This is a genomic window from Pseudaminobacter soli (ex Li et al. 2025) (assembly GCF_029892515.1).
Classification (GTDB): domain Bacteria; phylum Pseudomonadota; class Alphaproteobacteria; order Rhizobiales; family Rhizobiaceae; genus Pseudaminobacter; species Pseudaminobacter soli_A.
Map to the genome: position 1 here is coordinate 40,138 of NZ_JARXVF010000009.1, position 19,715 is coordinate 59,852.

The 19,715-nt window shown below is 61.5% G+C and carries 19 protein-coding genes; 10 read left to right on the forward strand and 9 right to left on the reverse strand.

Features of this window, described 5'->3' with window-relative positions; translation table 11 throughout:
* Positions 1-736 precede the first annotated feature (736 nt).
* Entirely contained in the window at positions 737-1,513 is a 777-nt protein-coding gene (locus M2281_RS25510) for a hypothetical protein (RefSeq protein ID WP_280824022.1), read from the forward strand.
* A 959-nt stretch (positions 1,514-2,472) separates the two neighbouring features.
* Positions 2,473-3,699 (forward strand): TadE/TadG family type IV pilus assembly protein, encoded by a 1,227-nt coding sequence (locus tag M2281_RS25520; RefSeq protein ID WP_280824024.1) that lies wholly within the window; start codon positions 2,473-2,475, stop codon positions 3,697-3,699.
* 147 nt (positions 3,700-3,846) lie between these two features.
* Here M2281_RS25520 and M2281_RS25525 read toward each other — a convergent pair whose 3' ends face one another.
* Positions 3,847-4,500, reverse strand: a complete 654-nt coding sequence (locus tag M2281_RS25525; protein WP_280824025.1) for a TetR/AcrR family transcriptional regulator — start codon at positions 4,498-4,500, stop codon at positions 3,847-3,849.
* A 100-nt stretch (positions 4,501-4,600) separates the two neighbouring features.
* Between M2281_RS25525 and M2281_RS25530 the strand changes: the two genes are divergently transcribed.
* Both M2281_RS25530 and M2281_RS25535 read left to right on the forward strand, forming a co-directional pair.
* Complete coding sequence (locus M2281_RS25530) at positions 4,601-5,092, forward strand: GFA family protein (protein ID WP_280824026.1); 492 nt, start codon at positions 4,601-4,603, stop codon at positions 5,090-5,092.
* The gene (locus M2281_RS25535; protein ID WP_280824027.1) at positions 5,085-5,381 is read left to right on the forward strand and encodes a DUF6958 family protein; all 297 of its coding nucleotides are present in this window, start codon (positions 5,085-5,087) and stop codon (positions 5,379-5,381) included. The genes M2281_RS25530 and M2281_RS25535 overlap by 8 nt, the downstream gene beginning before the upstream one ends.
* A 471-nt stretch (positions 5,382-5,852) precedes the next feature.
* Here the strand turns inward: M2281_RS25535 and M2281_RS25540 are convergent, their stop codons facing one another.
* From M2281_RS25540 to M2281_RS25565, 6 genes are read right to left on the reverse strand one after another with little or no spacing between them, the layout of a single operon-like run.
* The gene (locus M2281_RS25540) at positions 5,853-6,722 is read right to left on the reverse strand and encodes an RDD family protein (RefSeq protein WP_280824028.1); all 870 of its coding nucleotides are present in this window, start codon (positions 6,720-6,722) and stop codon (positions 5,853-5,855) included.
* The gene (locus M2281_RS25545) at positions 6,722-7,741 is read right to left on the reverse strand and encodes a stage II sporulation protein M (RefSeq protein ID WP_280824029.1); all 1,020 of its coding nucleotides are present in this window, start codon (positions 7,739-7,741) and stop codon (positions 6,722-6,724) included. Before M2281_RS25545 ends, M2281_RS25540 begins: the two co-directional genes overlap by 1 nt.
* Entirely contained in the window at positions 7,738-9,051 is a 1,314-nt protein-coding gene (locus tag M2281_RS25550) for a DUF58 domain-containing protein (protein WP_280824030.1), read from the reverse strand. The genes M2281_RS25545 and M2281_RS25550 overlap by 4 nt, the downstream gene beginning before the upstream one ends.
* On the reverse strand, positions 9,048-10,001 hold the full coding sequence (locus tag M2281_RS25555; RefSeq protein WP_280824031.1) for an AAA family ATPase: 954 nt from the start codon (positions 9,999-10,001) through the stop codon (positions 9,048-9,050). The genes M2281_RS25550 and M2281_RS25555 overlap by 4 nt, the downstream gene beginning before the upstream one ends.
* Positions 9,988-11,199 (reverse strand): DUF4350 domain-containing protein, encoded by a 1,212-nt coding sequence (locus M2281_RS25560; RefSeq protein WP_280824032.1) that lies wholly within the window; start codon positions 11,197-11,199, stop codon positions 9,988-9,990. Before M2281_RS25560 ends, M2281_RS25555 begins: the two co-directional genes overlap by 14 nt.
* A complete protein-coding gene (locus M2281_RS25565; RefSeq protein ID WP_280824033.1) occupies positions 11,196-11,831 on the reverse strand; it encodes a DUF4129 domain-containing protein in 636 nt (211 codons plus the stop codon). The genes M2281_RS25560 and M2281_RS25565 overlap by 4 nt, the downstream gene beginning before the upstream one ends.
* 57 nt (positions 11,832-11,888) lie before the next feature.
* Between M2281_RS25565 and M2281_RS25570 the strand changes: the two genes are divergently transcribed.
* From M2281_RS25570 to M2281_RS25595, 6 genes are all read left to right on the forward strand, one after another.
* Positions 11,889-12,761, forward strand: a complete 873-nt coding sequence (locus M2281_RS25570) for a glycerophosphoryl diester phosphodiesterase membrane domain-containing protein (RefSeq protein WP_280824034.1) — start codon at positions 11,889-11,891, stop codon at positions 12,759-12,761.
* A 194-nt stretch (positions 12,762-12,955) separates the two neighbouring features.
* Complete coding sequence (locus M2281_RS25575; RefSeq protein WP_280824035.1) at positions 12,956-13,081, forward strand: hypothetical protein; 126 nt, start codon at positions 12,956-12,958, stop codon at positions 13,079-13,081.
* A 12-nt stretch (positions 13,082-13,093) separates the two neighbouring features.
* Positions 13,094-14,353 carry a cysteine desulfurase-like protein gene (locus M2281_RS25580; RefSeq protein ID WP_280824036.1) on the forward strand — a complete coding sequence of 420 codons (1,260 nt, stop codon included), beginning with the start codon at positions 13,094-13,096 and terminating at the stop codon, positions 14,351-14,353.
* A gap of 11 nt (positions 14,354-14,364) precedes the next feature.
* Complete coding sequence (locus tag M2281_RS25585) at positions 14,365-15,483, forward strand: aminotransferase class I/II-fold pyridoxal phosphate-dependent enzyme (protein WP_280824037.1); 1,119 nt, start codon at positions 14,365-14,367, stop codon at positions 15,481-15,483.
* 126 nt (positions 15,484-15,609) lie between these two features.
* Entirely contained in the window at positions 15,610-17,172 is a 1,563-nt protein-coding gene (locus M2281_RS25590; RefSeq protein ID WP_280824038.1) for an ABC transporter substrate-binding protein, read from the forward strand.
* A gap of 118 nt (positions 17,173-17,290) precedes the next feature.
* Entirely contained in the window at positions 17,291-17,674 is a 384-nt protein-coding gene (locus M2281_RS25595) for a DNA polymerase thumb domain-containing protein (protein WP_280824039.1), read from the forward strand.
* Between the two features lie 77 nt (positions 17,675-17,751).
* Here M2281_RS25595 and M2281_RS25600 read toward each other — a convergent pair whose 3' ends face one another.
* Both M2281_RS25600 and M2281_RS25605 read right to left on the reverse strand, forming a co-directional pair.
* Entirely contained in the window at positions 17,752-18,093 is a 342-nt protein-coding gene (locus tag M2281_RS25600) for a hypothetical protein (RefSeq protein WP_280824040.1), read from the reverse strand.
* A 355-nt stretch (positions 18,094-18,448) separates the two neighbouring features.
* Positions 18,449-19,714 carry a Dyp-type peroxidase gene (locus tag M2281_RS25605; RefSeq protein WP_280824041.1) on the reverse strand — a complete coding sequence of 422 codons (1,266 nt, stop codon included), beginning with the start codon at positions 19,712-19,714 and terminating at the stop codon, positions 18,449-18,451.
* Position 19,715 lies beyond the last annotated feature (1 nt).

Here is a 19,715-nt window from a genome sequence, read left to right on the forward strand (position 1 = left end):
CATTGTTCCTTTGGGGCGTTCGCGGCATTGCTCGCGCGATGGCGTGAGTTGACCCAACCGAGCGTCTTACGTTTAACGCTTCCTGCCTGATGAGGCATCGGCCAAGTCCGCCATAACCGGGCGTTGCTGCCGAAACTCAACTTAATCAGGGCTGCCATCGCACTATCAGGCGCGGATGTGTGGAGCGAGAATATCTCGCTCTCGTTTGGCTGCAACCATAAGAAAACCGCTAAGGACCATTTGGCTTCATTAGAGCCAACATTGACGCTTCGAGTGCCCGCTCTAGAACTCACCAGGATCAGTCTTTGTCCTGACAAAAGTGGGGACACTGTTTGCGATGACCAATACCGTGGCAACGCCGATCACTGAGGAACCCCGAAGTAATGCGCCAGGTCCCGGCTTGATTTGGAATCCGGGCAGTCCGTGCCGTATGGGATCGGAACAGAACTATATGGGGGAAGCGCCGATCCATCGTGTCGCTGTCGACGGCTCTTGGATGGACCGGACGCCCGCAACGAATCGCCCGTTCCTCAGCAGGTGCTGGACCTTCAAATTCGGGGCAAACTGGCGTCGTCCCTATGGCCCGCGCGCCGCCCGACAATGACAGCTTACCTTGAAATTTCACGATCCCAAGCGGCACGCCTTGGAGGATTGATCGCTGCTTCTCGAGCCCATGGCTTCGCCCTAGCGTATCTGCCGACGGAGCGGGATGAGGAATTCTAACAGGGCTTGTCTCATGTTCGATCTGTCAAACTATTCGCTTCCAACGATCTTTCTGGCCGGTTTCGCCGCAATTTTGGCGGCAATCGAATTTGGCCATTGGCTTGGTGCACGCGTCGGTGATCGGGGTGATGACAACGTGCCCACTCTGGAAGGGGCAATGATCGGTCTGCTGGCGTTGATGTTCGGCTTTACATTTGCCTTGGCGCTCACGCGCTTTGACGCTCGACGCACTGCCGTTTTGGCCGAAGCCAACGCAATCAGCACGACGGCGCTGCGTGCTCGCCTGTTGCCCGAACCACATCGTAAGGAGGTATTGGGACTGTTGAAGGACTACGTGAAAATCCGGCTCGACGTGACCCAGCGTCAACTGACGCAAGCCGAATGGGCGGCGGCGATCGATAGATCGAACGCGATTCAGGAGAAACTCTGGCAACAGGCAATGGCGATAGCCGCGTCCGATACCGGCATGGTGCCTACAGGCCTGTTCATCCTGGCCCTCAATGAGACGATCGACGATCAGGCAAGGCGACTGAGCGCGCAACGCAGTCGCGTACCGAACGTAGTTCAACTGACGCTGTTCGGCATCGCCGTCGTCGCGAGTGGGTTCGCCGGTTACGCAACCGGGGTTAAAGTCCGGCGCTCTCGGATTCCGGTTTATGTCATGGGCCTGTTGGTCTGTTGCGTCCTAGTCGTAATCCTCGACCTCGACAGACCAGGAGCCGGGTTCATTGAAGCGAGCCAGCAACCGATGATCGATGCAGCCGCCAGCCTTGCCGCAATTTCCGAGTAGGTGCCTGTATCACCTACATCGGCTGCACTCCTGCAGTGACTCTTGGCGCCGCGAAAAGCTGGGGCTTTTTCTTTGGGGTGGCCTGCCACCCGAGGGTGACGCTACACCTTTGACTTCCGCCAACCAGCCAGCCACGCCTCCCACTGCGAGCAGAACCAGCGTTCCCCGCGTGCGGCGTTTATGCGAGTTGCCGCGTAATATGCCTGGCCTGGCATGTGATAGATCCGCTCGCCGCGGTCATTGATGTTCCCCTTGATGTTGCATCCTGCCTCGCGGATTACTGATTGGCTTGCCACGGATGAGCCATAGGTATGGACGCGCGGAAGTGTCCATTTCTCGTCCGCAAGAACGTAGGCACCGGACGCAGCCGCCAGCATCGTTAAAACAATTGGAAGGCGAGCCCTAAGAAGTGAACGCCACCACGGCACTCGCCTTCGTTGCGGTTTGAAGCGAAATAGCTCGCCCACCAACATCCCCCATCAGAGCGGCCGTGATGTTCTCACAGACCGTAAAGCAGGGCAAATCCATCAATCGTGACCGGCTGAAGACGGTCGTGGCCGAATTCAACACAATGTTGGATTTACTGCCGTTGGCCTCGTGTGCGGACAGGTGCGGACACCATCTTTCCGCGATGCACGACGATTTGAGTTGCAATGCGAAAGGACTATAGCCGCCGCCAATGCTTTCGGCTCGGTCGATCTCTGCCCTACCCGACGCCCCTTGGGACTGGCTGCTTCGCGGGTCTTCGTCAGCCCCAATGGCCTTGCAGCCAGTTCAGTCCGGCCTCGGTGATTATCAGTGCCTCACTTCCATGATGGTTCACGCCAATTGTACAGCCTCCTCCAATCGAGAGAGTGAATTATTATCTTCAATACGTCTAATTTTAAGCGTTTCGACAATTCAAATTGAATGCATCTGTGGTCCAATGCACGCTGTATTCTAGCGAGGAAGGGCATCGCATGCTCAGGCGTTTCTGGAATTCACAGGACGGCAACTTCGCCGTAATGCTAGCGATCACATCTGTTCCCGTTTTGGCGGTGGTAGGTGGCGCACTTGATGTAGCCAATACATACGCCAAGGCATCGAAACTGCAGAATTCTCTTGATGCGACCGCTTTGGCCATCGCCTCAAATTACTCTCCTGACATGGCTGCCGCTGATATGAATCAGCAGGGCAAGGATATTCTTGCCGCCAATTTTTTCGGGGAAAATGCCCAAGACGCAGATCTGCAGGCAAGCGGTGCTCTGTCTAACTTCAAGGTCGAGGTCGATCCGACGCAAGACACAGTCAATGTGTCGTCGAAGATCGTCAGCCCCAGCTTCCTGCGCGGCTTCCCCGACTGGAGGGTTACCCGATCCGCCAGCGCCCGCGTGATGGGGGGTATGCCGGCTTGCATGTTGGCACTAAACTCAAACGCCTCGGCTGCCATAAAGCTTCAGGGAAATACTGACGTTTCGCTCAACGGATGCGTAGTTGCGTCAAACTCGAAAGCAGCGGATTCAATTTCACGTGGCGGCTCTGCCTCGTTGAAAGCGGAATGTGCCCTGGCCGTCGGCCAAACCTCGGGACTATCCGGCTCATATGCCAAACTAGCCTGCGGCACACCGCTTGAACGACAGATAGCTTCGCTTGATCCATTGCGCAACGTTAACCCACCGACTGATGGATGCAGTGGTAAGAACTTTCCGACCGGAGGAGGAACAAAGAACCTCTCGCCGGGCGTTTATTGCGGCGAGAAATTTGATGGGACCATCACACTTGCGGCGGGGACCTACGTCCTCCGGGACACCTCGATAAAGCTCACCGGCAGTGGAAGCTTGACCGGGCAAGGTGTCACCATCTTCCTCCTGGGCAGTTCGGGCATGACCGTCAACGCAAACCAGACGGTTAACCTGTCCCCTCCGACTTCCGGACCCTACGCTGGCATCACCATCTTTCAGGGACGGGACAATACCCAGGAATTGAAGATCAACGGTGGCTCGGCATCTAAGCTCAGCGGCTTCGTCTACGCACCGAACGCCCACATCTTCTTCGCCGGAAACTCCGCCTCCGGTTCTTCCGACTGCCTTCGCCTGGTCGGTGACACCATCGAGATGACCGGAAGTTCGGCCATCCAGTCCGATTGCAAGGCGCAGCTTGGCGGGCGGACGATGACGGCAGGCCGATTCTTGGCGCTGGTTCAATAGCCAACCAGCGTTCGCAGTCACCGCCTCAAGCAAGGCTGGCGTCACTTCTCGCCAGCCTCATCGCCAACCTGCCGGAACGCCCTGTTCTACCCGCCCGGGACCGTAGTGGCCGCTGGTAGCTTGGCCGTGACGCGCTCCGTTTGTCGTTCAAGAATCGTGAGCTTTCAGTCTATTAGCCGTCGCGTAGGCGCAAAGGAATATTCGCACGGCTTCTTGCGCATGCGCACGCAGTTGCGCCTTGTCGGGTATTCCCTTGTCGCCGAGCAACATGGCGGCGCTCGTTGGTCCACCCATGACGAGCCAGTTGAAGTAGGTCGCGGCCGCTTCAGGCTCAGCCGTCTCGATTTGGCCTATGCTCGCATAGTGTTCGAGCGCCCGCGTGAACTGTTTGATCGATCGTAACGGTCCGTTAAGGTAAAGGGATCGCCCGAGTTCGGGGAACCTTTCGACTTCGCCGATAACCATCCGGCGGAGCCGCATGAGCCTTGGGGTCAGCACAATCGCAAGATGGGCGATCGCAACGTCCAACAAATATTCCCCCACCAACCGACCGTCGAAGACCTCTTCAACGTCCTTGCCAATCTTGTTCGCCGCACCGGCAGTCATGGCCCTCACGACCTCAATGAAGAGAGCTTCCTTGGATTTGAAATGAGCATAGACGGTCTGCTTGGAAACGCCTCCACGTTCCGCAATCATATCCATGTTTGAGCCGAGAAACCCGAGCCTCAAAAAGATGTCTTCGGCTGCCGCGAGAATCTTCTCCCGGCTTCTACGTACGCGGGTGGCAGCTCCGTTCGACATTTGCCCTCCTTGAATGATCCTCAGGAGCATATCACTCCAGCTTGACAGATCAAACTGGACGGTCCAGTCTAATTAATGGATTGCAAAATGGAGCGTTGATGTGTCTGACATGGTTTCCAAAGCGCGGTGCCTATGCGGTCAGGTCATATTGGAGGTTGACGCACACCCGATCTTGTCGACCGTTTGCCACTGCTCGAGCTGCCAGGACGCGGCGCACATCTTCGAAAGGCTTCCCGGAGCAGCGCCGATTGTCGACGAAAGCGACGGCGTTCCCTACGTATTGTTCCCCAAAAACCGTGTTCGCTGCACCAGTGGGCGGGAAAATCTTCGTGAGCATCGCCTGAAAGAGAGTTCGCCAACGAGAAGGGCCGTCGCAGTCTGCTGCAACACGTTCATGTTTCTCGATTTCACGAAAGGCCATTGGATCACAATTTGCCGCGACAGACTTGAAGACAGGCGCGCAATTGAGAATGCGCCGATTCAGAACCGGCAATCCACCATGTTTATCTTGCGGCTGATGACAGCCTGGGCGCGTATGGGCTTTCGCAACCCGAAGATCGAATTCCTGCAAGGCAGATTGGAAAATGTCTGAAGCCGAGAGGATCGAAATCGAGAATGTCATGTCACCGGGTCGGGTCACGAAAGTCGACAAGGCCAAATATCTCGCTATGCAAGATGCCCTGCTATCTGTGCTGCCCTCAAAAGCGCCGGGGATCACGGCCGCTGAAGCGAAAAAACAGTTACTCCCTTTGTTGCCGAAGGATTTGTTTCCTGGCGGGGCAAAGGCGGGTTGGTGGCAGAAGGCCGCGCAATTGAACCTCGAAGCCAAGGGTCAGATCATCAGACAGGAAACGAAGCCACTCACGTTCCACCTGGCGTAATAGATCAATGCATCCGGACGCGAAGGGGCCACTGCATTTAAGCTTGCAAGCGTGAATCAAGCTCTAAAACGGGGGCATTCGCATGCGACACGCTTACAACGACACCGAATGGCGGCTATCTCTTTCGATACTACCCTGCAAACCGGGGGGCGTCCCGAGTGTTGACGACAGGCGTGTTCAGCGACGTCCTTAACCTTAGACGCTTCGCGAGGTGATTGTACAAGGCAATGCAGTCCTGTTTCCTCATGCCGGATCGCAACGCTGTGGTGGAGCGCATCGCCATCTCGATGACGATTTCAGACGCGATCTGGTCGCTGTCCTACGCCGGCAAGGCACAATCACAACGAGATGGCCGACGAGGCACTACGGGCCAAGATCGCCTAATTATCGCTCTACATCCCCCTTATGCATCGCACCTATAAAAGGCTTTCGGTGAAACCGGTAATATCTCCGGGGGCCAGCCGGCCTTTTTCAAGCGTCGTGCTTATTGATCCGACGCTTGCCCAGAAGCAGCTTGCGCTCGAGATAGGCCCGCAGTTCACCATGGTAGGCGATGAGGAAGGGTCGCGCGCGATCGTCGCCATACGGCACGCCAATCTTGTCCCCGATCGCTTTTGCAACGGTGCTCAGCGCCGCATCGTTGTCGCCGCGCAAGATCTCCTCCAACTTGTGCAATTCGGCGATCCCGTAGACGTCCAGTTGCTCTGGGGTAAACCGGAAGGCACGGATTATCGAATCGGACCGTTGCGTCAGATCCTCAGCGAGCGTCCGCTTCGGTACCTCGATGACCCAGGTGCCGGCGAGCAGGTCACCGATGCGCATGCGGTCGCGGTTGAACAGCGGAAACAGCGCGAAGCCCAACGCCCAGGCCGCACCGAACATGGTGGTCAGCGTGTCGGCGACGCCGGTTCCTGCGCGCGCCAGCAGCATTGACAGCGGCAGGAATACCTCGATCTCGCGCATCAGGTTTCTGGCGATCACCTGGTCGATGGCCAGCCCCGAGCCGTCACGGGAGGCGACGCGCAGGCCCATGATGCGCTTACCCAGGGTGCGTGCGCCGCGCCGCGCCTCGAAGGCGAGGAAATAGGCGTTGCGCAGGAAGAAGACGAGCACGATCCAAACGACGGCAATCGGCTCGCGGCTATCGATGCCAAGGCCGCCCAGGCCGAACAGCGCGACAAGGCTGATGAGGAAGCCGGCGATCATGATGAAAAAGGCGTCGAGCAAAAAGGCGCCGGCGCGCGTGCCCGCATCGGCGAGTACGACGCCGAGATCGACGCCCTCTGGCGTGACCAGCGAGCGCAGCCGGGATGCGGCTTCCCTATGCCTCGATCGCGCCATCAGGTTTTTTCGTCCCCGGTATCGGCCTGGACTAGATAGAAATAGGCTAACCACAGAGCCAGGAAGCTGCCGCCGATGAGATAACGCAGGCCATCGCTGGTGATGAGCTGGCGACCGAAGCCTTCGAGCAGGCCAGCGGCCATCAGCATCATGGCAACGCCGACCATGGCGCTGGCAGCGACGCGGCCAGCTTTCGCCGCGGCCTTGATGCGCGACAGGGAACCGGGAAAGGCGATGCGGGTGCCGATCCGCATGCCGGCGGCGCCGGCAATACAGATGGCGAAGAGCTCGGTGCTGCCGTGGATGAACAACCAGCCGCCGAATTCGTAGACCAGGCCTTTCGACCAGAAGACGTAAAACATTGCGCCGAGGATGCAGCCGTTCATCAAGATGAGCAGGACCGTCGGCACGGCGAGCGCGAAGCCCAGCGCAAAGGCAAGTATCGACACCTGGACGTTATGGGTGAAGAGGTATGCCGCGAAGGTGGAGAGATAGCCGCCGCCGCCGTCATAAAGGCCCTGGCGCAGCCACTCGACGGATGCGTCCGGGCCTCTTCCGCCGGCGAGGTCGGCGGGGATGATGGCGTCGTACCAGGTCTTGTCGAAGGCCACGAGCCGGAAGCCGGCAACGAAGCCAAGCACCATTAGCGCCACAGATGCGAGCGTCTCGCGCCATAGGTCGCGGATGGCGCTGGGCCAATCGTGGACGAAGAAGTCGGCGATGCGCTCGATGAGGCCGCGCCGAGCGCCGTAGAGGTAGAAATAACCGCGCAGGCTGAGCGATTCGAGATAGGCGATCAGCCCGTTGTCCAGTGAGGTGGCGCGGGCCACCGACAGCGCCGAAAGCGTCGAACGGTAAAGCACCGGCAGCGACAGAAGCTCCTCGTCGGTAAGAGCTTTTGGCGAACGCTTTTCGGCGCGGGCGATCAACTCCTCGAACGCTTTCCAATCCCGCTCGCGTTCCGAGCGGAAGCTGGCAAGCGACTGTCGGACGCCGTCGACGGAGACCGGGGCGTTCACAGCAGATTCTCCCGTTTGAGGTCGAGATAATGCCGCACCAGTTCGAGGCCGAGGCGGCGGTGGTCTGCCTCCACCACATGCGCGCCTAGCCGCCGCAACCTCGCGATGACCAAGTCGCGCTCGCGCAGCAGGCCGCCGGCGATGACCGAACGCGCGACATCCTCGCCTTTCTCCGGCTCGGTGTCCGACAGCGTCTCCAGTTCCTCGTCTTTCATCAGCATGAACAGGACCAGATGCCGCTCAGTAAGGCGGCCGACGGTGCGCAGCATCAGCTCGGCGCTGATCGGGTCGACGAAGTCGGTGAAGACGACGATCAGCGAGCGCTGGTCGAGCTGGGCGGACAGCGTGGTCAGCGCGAGGGTGAAATTGGTCTCCTCGTTGGAATAGTCGATCTCGGCGGCGCGCTTCTGTACTGTCGTAAAGCCGGCCGCGCCGCGCACCGCCTTGCCGATAACGCGCGGACGGGCGTCGAAGCTGAATAGGCCTACCATGTCGCCGCCCCTCAGCGCGACGAAGGCGGTGAGCAGGGCGGCGGTGACGGCGCGGTCGAGTTTGGCCACGCCGTCGATCGGCTCGCACATCAGCCTGCCGGAATCGATTGCGAGCACGATGTTGTTGTTCTGCTCGACCCGGAATTCGCGGGCCACCAGCTTGCTGTGACGGGCGCTGCGCTTCCAGTCGATCATGCGCCGGCCCATGCCGGGCTGGTAGTCCTTGAGCGCCTCGAACTCGCGGCCTTGGCCGGAGCGGCGCTGCTCCTTGCCTTCCATCAGAGCGTCGCGCTGCAGCAGCGAGATGGCGTCGTCGCGCACGCCGGCGATGTTGGGCAGCACTGCCACCTTGTTGTCCATGGGCAGGGCGACCTGTTTCCAGGTGAGCCCGAATGGTCCCGGCCAGCGCAGCCACAGACGGTCGAGGCTTGCCATGCCGCGCCGCACGGCGCGGAAGTGAAGTTCCAGGCCACCACCCTCGGCCGTCGGATAAAGTGCACCGCCCGCCTCGCCGAGCGGGACGATCCGTTCGTCATAGGCAAGTCGGGCCTCGATGCGGCTCGGCCACTTGCCGGCGAAATAGGCGCTGATGAAGACCGGGAACTGCCCGCCAATGCCGACTTGGGGGATTGATCGGAGGCCGGCCGTCAGCGAGGCGCGGCCGGGCCCGGCGGAGGCGTCGACAGCCAGGAACCCCAAAAGCACGCAGACCCACAGCAGGCCGAGATACCAGACCGACGGCAGCGCCAGCGCCACCAGAAAGGCTGGGATGACGCCGATGACGGCCACCCAGACGCAACGGCCGGTCGGGTAGATCAACGCGGCGCCTCCGTCCGGTCGACGAGGTCACCGACGATCTGCTCGATCTCGCGGCCGTCGATCTGTGCGGCAGGCGACAGGAGGACACGATGCCGAAGCGCCGGCACGGCGAGCGTCTTGACGTCGTCGGGGATGACATAGGCACGGCCGTCGAGGGCGGCGCGGGCGCGGGCAGCGCGGGCCAGCATGACGCCGGCGCGTGGGCTGGCGCCGACTTCCAGCTCGGCGCTGTCGCGCGTGGCGCGCACCAGCCGGGCGATGTAGTCGACCACCTCGTCGACCAGCGTCACCGAACTCACCGTCGCTAGCGCCGCCTGGAGGTCGTCGCCGTCGAGTTGCGCCTCGATCTCGAAATCCTCGATCTTGCGGGCGCCAGCGCCGCCGTGATGGACGATGATGGCGCGCTCTTCCGATGCGCTTGGATAGGAGACCTTATGCTTGAACAGAAAACGGTCGAGCTGGGCTTCGGGCAGCGGATATACACCCTGATGCTCGATCGGGTTCTGGGTCGCGACGACCATGAAGTTGCTGCCGAGCGAATGGGTGGTACCGTCGAAGGTTACAGCGTTCTCCTGCATGGCTTCGAGCAGTGCGGCCTGGGTCTTCGGCGGCGTGCGATTGATCTCGTCGGCGAGCAGAAGATCGCAGAAGATCGGACCGCGGGTCAGCGTAAACTGGCCGGTCTGGAAATTGTAGATGTTTGAGCCGACGATGTCGCCCGGCATCAGGTCAGGGGTGAACTGGATGCGGCCATAGACGACGCCGAGCGCCTGGGCGAAAGAGCGGGCGATCATGGTCTTGGCGGTGCCGGGCGGACCTTCCAGCAGGATGTGGCCGCCGGCGAACAACGCCGTCAGCATCAGGTCGACCGTATCGGCCTGCCCGGTGATCGCCTTGCCGACTTCGGCCTTGATACGGCCGGCGGCGGCCTTGACATCATCGACGTTCACGGAACCTCCTTGCGATCCATTGGTGCAGCCGGCGGGCGTCCGCCGTCAGGTCAGTCTCGTTGCCGGCCTTGCGCACTCGGTCCGACAGCGATGCGTAGCCATCCCTGCCATCCTTGTCGCGGCCTGCGATCCAGTCGTCGAGCGCATCGTCGCGCAATCCCTGGGGAGCGCCGAGGATCGCGGCGGCACGGCGGCGCATCAGAGCCGCATAGCGCGGACCCAGAAGGTCGAGTCTGCCGGCGCGGTGCATCAGCCGCGCGGTGGTCTCCACCAGCGCCCGCTTGCCGAAGGGAATGGCACGGGTCTCCGCCTCTGCCGGCCCGAAGCGGCCGAGCCCGTGCAGCAGCGCCAAAGCCGCGGCGGCGAAAACGGACAGCGTCAGCGCCAGAAACGGCGGCTCCAGCAGCAGCTTAACCAAATCGTGCTTGCGGTTGGCGCCGTGCAAGGTGAGATCGAATATCACCGGCTCGTCGTTGGGCCGCACAAATTCGATCAGGCCGACGGCGGCGGTAGCCCGCTCAGGGTCTTTCAGCGCGGCGTTGTCGAGAAGGTCCGGATCGGTGAGCACGAAAAACGGTTCGTCCTTCGCCTCGATCAGCACTGCGCGGTCACCGCCGGCCGAGATCATGGCATTTGCCGAGATCGCCCATTGCAGGTCCGGCGGCGCGGGCGCCGCGAAGGCACCGCCGCGGACCTGGAGGCGCTGGACGTCGACCTTGTCGCGGCCGATCTTCGCCTCCGTGAAACGGGCGAGCCATTGATCGACCTCGCCGGCCGAAAGCCGGTCGACCTTACTTTCCCAGCCTTCGCGGCCGGGATAGGGAATGGTCCGCCACTTGGGCAGGACGAACAGCGTCGTCAGCCCGCTGCGGGCGCCGAAGATATCCTTCAGCGCGTCAGGGTCGCTTTGCGGCCCAATCGTCACCACGGCCAGTCCGTCCCAGTTAAGTTCGTCGAGGCTGCGCGCCGTCTCCGGCTCGTCATCCAGCAGGGTCATAAGCTCGACCAGGCCGGCAAAACCCGTGCCGCTTTTCGACAGGGCCGAGGCGCCGCCCTTCTGGCCGAGGCGGAAGTCCGGCGCGTATGTCGACAGAAGCACGAAGCCTGCGGCGGCGATCAGGCTGGCCAAAACGCCCCAGAATATGGTGCGCCGGTTGAACGGCGACTCGGCCATGGCCAGCGGAACCGGCCCACTCATGCCCAGGCCTCCCGGAAGGCGAAGCGTTCATAGGCTTCGCGGGCCTCCCGCCAGCCCTCGACACCGACCGGCCTTCTGGCGAACAGCGCGGCTTCGACAATGCGGGCCATCTTGGCGAAGGCGGCGCGCGCCACGGCTGGCAGCAGCGTCGCGCCGGCGATGTCGCGCGCTGTCAGCGACGGCCGAAGGAAATACGGCATGCGCTCGGAGATATCCTCGACGCTGCGGCGCAGCAGCAGGTGCACCGCCTCGTCGTAGTCGCCGCGCGCGGCGAGCACGTCGGCCTCGGACAGCAAGCTGCGCGCCGCAACGGCGTCGGGACGCCAGGTCTCCTCCGGCTCGACCTCCTCGGGCTTGGCCTGCCAAGGAAAACGCCACGCGACGCCCTTCAGTTCAAGGAACACGAGGGTGAGGATGACCGCCGCGCCGGCGATGACGGCGGTCCAGAAGATGTTGATCATGTAAGGCGCCAGCCACCGCAGAGATTCAATCAGCGGTTTCAGCCATGTCGGCGGCTTCGGCGGCACGTAGGTCGGCAGGTCGAATTGAATGGAAGCATCCGTCAGCAACCGGCTATGCGCATTCGCCAGGCCGCCCGCAGTTCGGTCCGACATCGAGTCGCTGCCTTCCATGCCCCCTCCGCCCTTAGGGCAGCATCCTATGACAATGGCGTGTGGAAAATGCAAGTGATGCTAGACGAAACGCGTAAAGATTGGCAACCTGAGCTTGTGGTGCGGCGAGAGGGATACCGCTGCAAAAGGAGGGGAAGTTATATGAGTGTGGCAAGTTACAGCCGGCCGGTGGGATATCGCATCGGCCGCGTATTCGGCGATACGTTTGGAGTGCTGGCACGTAATTTCTGGCTCTGCCTCGGACTCGCCATGATCTTCTCCGGCATTCCAAACTTCCTGTATCAGCTTTGGGTCGGATCGCGGACGCAAGCCGCTATGGAGTCCGGTACGCCGTCGCCCCTCGTCTTCGACGGCGTGTCAGCCTTTGGAGCAATCGTTTTTTTCGTCGTCTACATGGTGCTGGCCTCAATCCTGCAGGCGGGTCTGGTGCGGGCGACGATCGAGGACCTGAACGGGCAGCAGCCGACATTCGCCGACGCGCTGAACCGTGGGATCGCGTTGATCCTGCCGATCATCGGCCTGTCCATCCTGATGAGTCTTGGCGTCGCTATCGGCTTCATGCTGCTGATCATTCCAGGAATTTACCTGCTGGCTAGGTGGTCGGCCGCAGTTCCGGCGCTTGTACATGAACGGCGCGGCGTCCTCGCGAGCATGAAGCGTAGCGCCGAACTGACGAAGGGAAGTCGCTGGCGCATCTTCGGGCTCTGGATCATTATGATCATCGCGCTGGTGGCCCTGCAATTGGTGCTGGGGCTTTTGGCGCTGGCAGTAACGTCCTTTTTGGGAACAGTCCTCGCCACCGCAGTAGTGGCCATACTGTCGGCGGTTACGTCGGTCGTCGTTTCCATTGCCATAGCCGTTTCCTATGTCGAGCTGCGCTACGTCAAGGAAGGCACCGATGTGAAGGAACTTGCGGAGATATTCGCATAATCCGCTTGTCACTTTGCGAAATGGCGGTTGTTACGCTTGGCGCGTTCACTCAGCTTGGCGCTGCGTGGCCTTTCGCACAGATGAAGCATGACGTGGTGTTGGAAGGTCTACGGTCTCTTGCAACTCGGGCTCCGCTCCTGATGTGAGCCGGCTGGCTATCGAAGAGCTTCTGCTGGTCGAAGGTGCCGCCGGGCTTGCTGGCGGGCCTGCTGAAGCAACAGGACCGCTACCGCGGTCAGGTCAATGCGGTCGTCCTTTGCGGCGGGAGTTTCTATTATAAAGAATTGACAGCAGCGATCGAGGCCGCGCGGCCGGCCTGAAAGGACATTTTAATGACCACTGCACGATGGGACATTGAGGCCGTGCGCGCGGCTTTTCCGGCGCTGGCGATCGCAGACAACGGCAAGTCACGTGTCTATCTCGATGCGCCGGGGGGCTCGCAGGTGCCGGCCCGGGTGGTCGAGCGCATGAGCGAGGTGATGCTGCGCAGTTGCGCCAATGAGGGCGGCGCCTTCCGAACTTCGCATGACAGCGACCGCATCATGATGGGCGCGCACGCGGCAGCCGCCGCCTTCCTTGGCGCGCAGCCGGACGAGGTTGTGTTCGGCCAGAACAGTACTTCGCTGATCTTCCATTTCTCACGCATGGTGGCGCGTGACTGGCGGCCGGGCGACGAGATCGTGCTCACCCGCATGGATCACGACGGCAATGTCGGTCCCTGGATCATCGCCGCCGAGGAGCGCGGCGTCACCATCCGTTGGCTCGATTTCGATCCCGAGACGTTCGAGTATCGCTACGACATGCTGGACGAACTGGTCGGCCCTCGCACGCGGCTGATCGCCTGCAACCATGCCAGCAACATCTTCGGGACGGTCAACGATGTCGCCCGCATCGTCGCTGCCGGCAAGGCAGTGGGCGCTGTCACCATGGTAGACGCCGTCCAGTCGGCGCCGCATTTGCCGATCGATGTCGCCGCGATGGGCTGCGACCTGCTTGCCGGCTCGGCATACAAATTTTTCGGTCCGCACGCCGGGGTGATGTTCGTGGCCGCAACGCTGCGTGACCGCCTGGCGCCGCTAAAAGTCCGGCCCGCCTCGTTCGACATGCCGTGGCGCCATACGCCGGGCACGCCCTCCTTCGAGGCGCAAGCCGGCACCCAGGCGGCGATCGAGCACATCGCCTGGCTTGGCGAGCATTGCGGCGGCACCGGCGCCGAAGCGACGCTGCGCCAACGCATCGTTGCTGGATTGGAGGCGGCCACCGCCTACGAAGCCAGCCTGATGGATCGTTTCCTCGCCGGCATCATGTCCATTCCGGGCCTCGCGCTCTACGGCATTGTTGGACGCAACCGGCTGGATGCGCGCGTGCCCACGTTCAGCTTCCGGCTGGCCAAGCGGTCGCCGCAGGAGATCGCGGCCGCTTTGGCGGAGGAAAACATCTTCGGCTGGGCAGGCGACTTCTACGCTCATGAGGCTTCAGGCAGGCTTGGCCTGCGCGAAAAGGGCGGCGTCGCCCGGCTCGGTCTTTCGCACTACACCACAGCCGACGAGGTCGACCAGGTTGTCGAGGCCGTCGCGCGGTTGGCTAACTGACGGGGGAAAGCATGAAATACGCGCGCATGGTAATCGAGAAGGAGTCGCCGGAGGAATACGGCTACGACCGCATTCGCTTCAACCTGTCGGAAAGCTCGGTGCGGGACCGCAAGCTCTCGGATTTCGGCCTGTCTATCCCGGATCTGCTGCTGCCCTATGGCGAGCATCGTGGCGACCCCCAGCTTCGTGCGCTGGTTGCCGCACAAGGCAAGGGCCTTATTGCGGAAGACGTGCTGGTCACGTCTGGCGCCGCCGGCGCGCTCTTCATCGTCGCGACCACGCTTCTGTCGCGTGATGAGCATTTGATTGTGGTGCGGCCGAACTATGCCACCAACATCGAGACCCCGCGCGCGATCGGCTGCGACATAACTTTCATCGATCTCGATTTCGACAAAGACTTCAGTCTCGACATCGAGAAAATCGCCCAGGCGGTGCGGCCTCAAACCCGCTACGTCAGCATCACCTGCCCGCACAATCCCACCGGAACCATGATCAGTCGTACGCAACTAGACGCACTTGTCGCGTTGGTCGAGAAATCGGGATGCCGGTTGCTGGTGGACGAGACATACCGCGACCTCACCCATGGCGAGATGCTGCCGCTTGCCGCCTCGCTCAGCCCGAGCGTGATCAGCGTGGCTTCGCTATCCAAAGCCTACGGCGCACCAGGTATCCGGGTCGGCTGGATCGTCACGCGCGATGCCGCGCTGATGGAGCACTTCCTGGCGGCCAAGGAACAGATCGGCATCTGCGGCAGCGTCGTCGACGAATGGATCGGCGCCCGCATCCTGGAACGGCGTGACGCCTTCCTCGCCGCGCAGGCGCCGGATCTTGCCAAGCGCCTCGCCATCGTGCGCGACTGGGTGGAAAACGATCCGCTTATCGAATGGATCGAGCCGCAAGGGGGCGTGGTCTGCTTTCCGCGCTTCCGCCACGGCCCGCGCTTCGATTTCGAAGATTTCTACGCCGACCTCCTGGAAGGCTACGGCACCTATGTCGGACCCGGCCACTGGTTCGAGATGCCGCGCAATCACATGCGCATCGGCTTCCTCTACCCTCACGAGGATGAATTGCGCGGCGGACTGGCCGCGATCTCGGCTGCCATCCGCAAGCACTCCGCTCGCCAGGGCTAATCAGATACCCACATATACGGGGGGCACTTCAGGGCCTAAGCCTGCTAATTGTGCGTCAAACCGCGAAAGGGCGCTGCCGCCACCTAATATCGAGCGAAACGCTCTAACATCATAAAGGGGACTTTCATGAGTGCGTCTGGCAACACATTCAACATCTCGCGTCGCGGGCTGCTTCAAGCAGGCGCCGGTTTGAGCCTTTCAGCGGCTACGGGCTCGTTCGCATCACCAGCCCAGGCTCAAACGCCCGTCAAGGGAGGACAATTGCGGATGGGACTGGACGGCGGTGCCTCCGCTGATACGCTCGATCCCGCCTTGGCAACTGCCACCGTTGCTTTTGTGGTCGCGCATTGCTGGGGCGACACCCTGGTCGAATCCGATCCCAAGACGGGCGCGGCGATACCCTCGTTGGCCGAAAGCTGGTCGCCGTCGGCCGACGTCAAGGAGTGGACATTCAAGATACGCAAGGACGTTCGTTTCCACGACGGCACGCCGATGACCGTCACCGATGCGATCGAGACACTACGCCGCCACGCCGGCGAAACATCGCGATCCGGCGCGCTCGGCCTGTTGTCGGGGATAGAGCGCATCGAAGAGCGTGCGGGCGACATGGTGGTGACGCTAAAGGAGGCCAATGCCGACCTGCCGCTTATTTTTACCGACTACCATCTCCAGATCCAGCCGCGCGGCGGTGTGGACAAACCGACAGCCGCAGTCGGCACCGGTCCCTATAAACTGGTTGCATTTGAACCGGGCGTTCGTGCCGAATTTGAAAAAAACAAGGACGATTGGCGTCAGGACCGGGGCCATGTCGATAGCGTCCTCATCACCGTGATGAATGACCTGACGGCCAGGACCAGCGCCTTGCGGTCCGGCCAGGTGGATTTCATCAATACCATCGTGCCGAAGGTCGTACCGTTATTGAAGCAGATTTCGGGCGTCGAGATCCTGCGCACCTCCGGTAAGGGTTTCTATTCCTTCCTGATGCACTGCGACGCCGCGCCGTTCGACAACAACGATTTGCGCCTGGCGCTCAAATATGCGGTAGACCGCGAGGCCATCCTCAAGCAGGTGCTGGGCGGGTTCGGCACGATTGGCAACGATTATCCCGTCAACGCCAATTACGCGCTTGCGCCTACCGATATAGAGCAGCGCACCTACGATCCCGATAAGGCCGCCTTCCACTTCAAGAAATCGCGCCATCAGGACCCGATCTTGCTGCGTACCTCTGAGGCTGCCTTCCCTGGCGCGGTCGACGCGGCTCAGCTATTTCAAGCAAGCGCGGAGAAAGCCGGTATTAAGATCGATGTGCGGCCCGAGCCGAGCGACGGCTACTGGTCGGAAGTCTGGAACGTCAAGCCGTTCTGCGCCTCCTACTGGGGCGGGCGCCCGACGCAGGATGCGCGCTATTCTACGTCCTACGTCTCCAACGCGGATTGGAACGACACTCGCTTCAAGCGGCCCGACTTCGACAAGATGGCGGTCAAGGCGCGTGGCGAACTCGATGAGGTCAAGCGGCGTACGCTCTACCGCGACATGGCGCTGATGGTGCGCGACGAGGGCGGACTGATCCTCCCGGTGTTCAACGACTACATCAACGCCTGCTCGAGCCGCCTGAAGGGCTTCGTCCCGGATATCGGCAACGACCTTTCCAACGGCCGCATCACTAGTCGGGTCTGGCTCGAGGCCTGAGTCCGCGTGGACTAGCAAGTATCCATTGACCGGCGGCGACACGAGCGTGCTCGCCGCCGGCCGAGGGTGTTGTAGTTGATCTCATGCCAAACATGAATTTTCGCGGCGTGGAATAGGAGTGGACCGAGCTCAACTGGCCGCGCGGCTGAAAAGCACGCTGGCGTGCAATGTCGGCCCCTACGTGACCTGCTCGATCGTCTTTGCCGCCAATCGCCAACTAGCCAAGATGGCTTGCAAGGCGGGCAAGAGCTCGGGCGAAAGGTGCGGCGACGGCTGCATGGTGTGGCGGCCGGAAGACCTGCCCGCCCCTCTCCTCGCCCTGAAGCTTTCGGACATTCCCGGCGTCGGTGGCAACATGGAACGTCGGCTGATCCGCTCGGGCATCTGTACAGCCGAGGATCTATACCGGCTGCTGCCGAAGCATATGCGCAAGCTCTGGAACAATGTTACGGGCGAACGGCTCTTGGATGCCCTGCATGGCTATGACGTGCAGGCGCCGTAGGCCGAGCGTGGTATCGTCGGGCATGGCCGCGTGGCGCGGCGGCGGCAAGAGGGGATCTTGGCTCTCGAATATGCTGCTCAGCCCCAATAGTTACGGCGGCCTGGGCTGTTGATCCTCATACCTACAGCGACACCGATCGTGAAGCAGAGCAATGCCGCCGCTCCAAATACTAAGGTAACAGCACCTGAAGTCCCGCGAGCGACTTCAGACATTGATTGTGTCTGCGTGCCAAGCCGCTTTGCGGCACGCGAAGCTCGGGCGGACGCAGTCTCGATCGCTTCGCGGGCCAGCCTGGCCCCCCTTTCCTCAATGGAATTGTTGATCTTACCTATCTCGCCGCGGAGGTCCGCGATCTGCATCTCGAGCGCCTTCTGAACGTTGCCTATATTCAGACCCGCTGCCTTGGGAGTATTAGCCATTGCCTTGTCCTTCACCCATATCCGTCAAAACGGTGCTGAAGACTAGACGTTCCGACGCGTGGCAACGAGATCGTCTGTTGCGCGCGTCCAATGATAGAACACCCAAAGCAACAGCACCGATACGCCGATGACGATGGTCGGCGAGTGCAGGGGAGTGCCCTACGGCCCATATCCGCTCGACACGCCTCACGTTCACAATCTAGCCTGCCTCGTGCAGCATCGCCGGGATGCGGCGATAGCCATAATGGTCATACGGAAGAGCGAGCGCCTGACCGGTGCATTGCCAACTAACCGATCGCGGGCAACAATCGCCGGCTCACCGTTTGCACCCGCATCCCTGCGCTGGCGCGGGCGACTAAGTGAAGAACGCTTCGCCGATGTAGGAGCCCTCGGCGGGCGCGGGCGGAATATAGAAGATCGCTGAACCTATGTGGGAGATGTACGAGTTGAGCGCGTCGGAGGCGCCGAGCCTGGCTTGCAGCGCCTCGAAATGCGCAGGATCGTTCTGGTACGAGATGAACAAGAGACCGGCGTCGAGCAGGCCGACCTCGCTAAGCCCGTCCGTGTAGTTGTATGATCGGCGCAGGATCCTAATCCCGTCATTGCTCTCGTGCGCGGCCAGGCGGATATGCGCCGTCGGCGGGATGACGAGGGTCCCATCAGCATCCATTTTCTGAAAATCCGGCTGCTCGGACTCCTTGGTGCCGGTTAGGGGCGCGCCGGAAACCTTGTGACGGCCAAAGACGTTGTTCTGGTCGCTCACCCGGTGTGTGTCCCAGTTCTCGATGTTCATCTTGATCTTGCGTACAACTTGATAAGAGCCGTGGCGCTGCCAGTCGGGACCGTCGGAGATCCACACGAACCTGTCGAATTCGGCGTCTTCACGAATGTTACGGGTGCCGTCTCTGAAGCCGAGCAGGTTGCGGGGGGTGCTCTGTCCCTTGCCGGCAGAAGCGCGGCCGAAACCGATGACGGTCCAGCGCACGGCCGCAGTTCCGGTTGCCTTGGCGATGCGGGCGAGGTCGCGCACGGCGTGATAAGTAACCTGCGGATCATCGGCGCAGGCTTGGAGCGACAGGTCGCCGCCTGTATAATATGGGTCGAACGCATCGCTGGGCAGCGGCATGAGCGCTCGCATCAGAGGCGGCCTCTTGTCGGCGAGACCATAGGCATCGCTGAACACTCTAGGGCCGATCCCCACCGTTACGGTCAGCGAGGCCGGGCCGAGCCTCAGCGCCTCTCCGGTGTCGAAACCAACGGCGCTGTCGCGCGGAGGCTCAACCTCGCCGATTGTCTCGCCCTTCATCAATTGCGCTATCGCTCCGGACCAGCGCGCCAGCAGTACTTGCAGGTCCGCGCGCCTCCCGGAGGTCAGGTCAAACGCCATATAGAAGACATGGCGTTGCGGCGGGGTGCGGATGCCTGCCTGCCCGCCGGTGCCGTAGAAGTCGTATTGCCGGCTTAGATCGACCGTGTCCTGCGGGTCGGCTGTGATCGCGAGGGCTGCCGGCGCGACCGCGGAAGCGGCGGCGCCGAGAGTGCCAGCGGTCGCTCCAAGGAGCAGGCCGCGGCGTGACAACCGATTGTTCGGACCAAGATACCACATGTCCCTGTTAGTCATG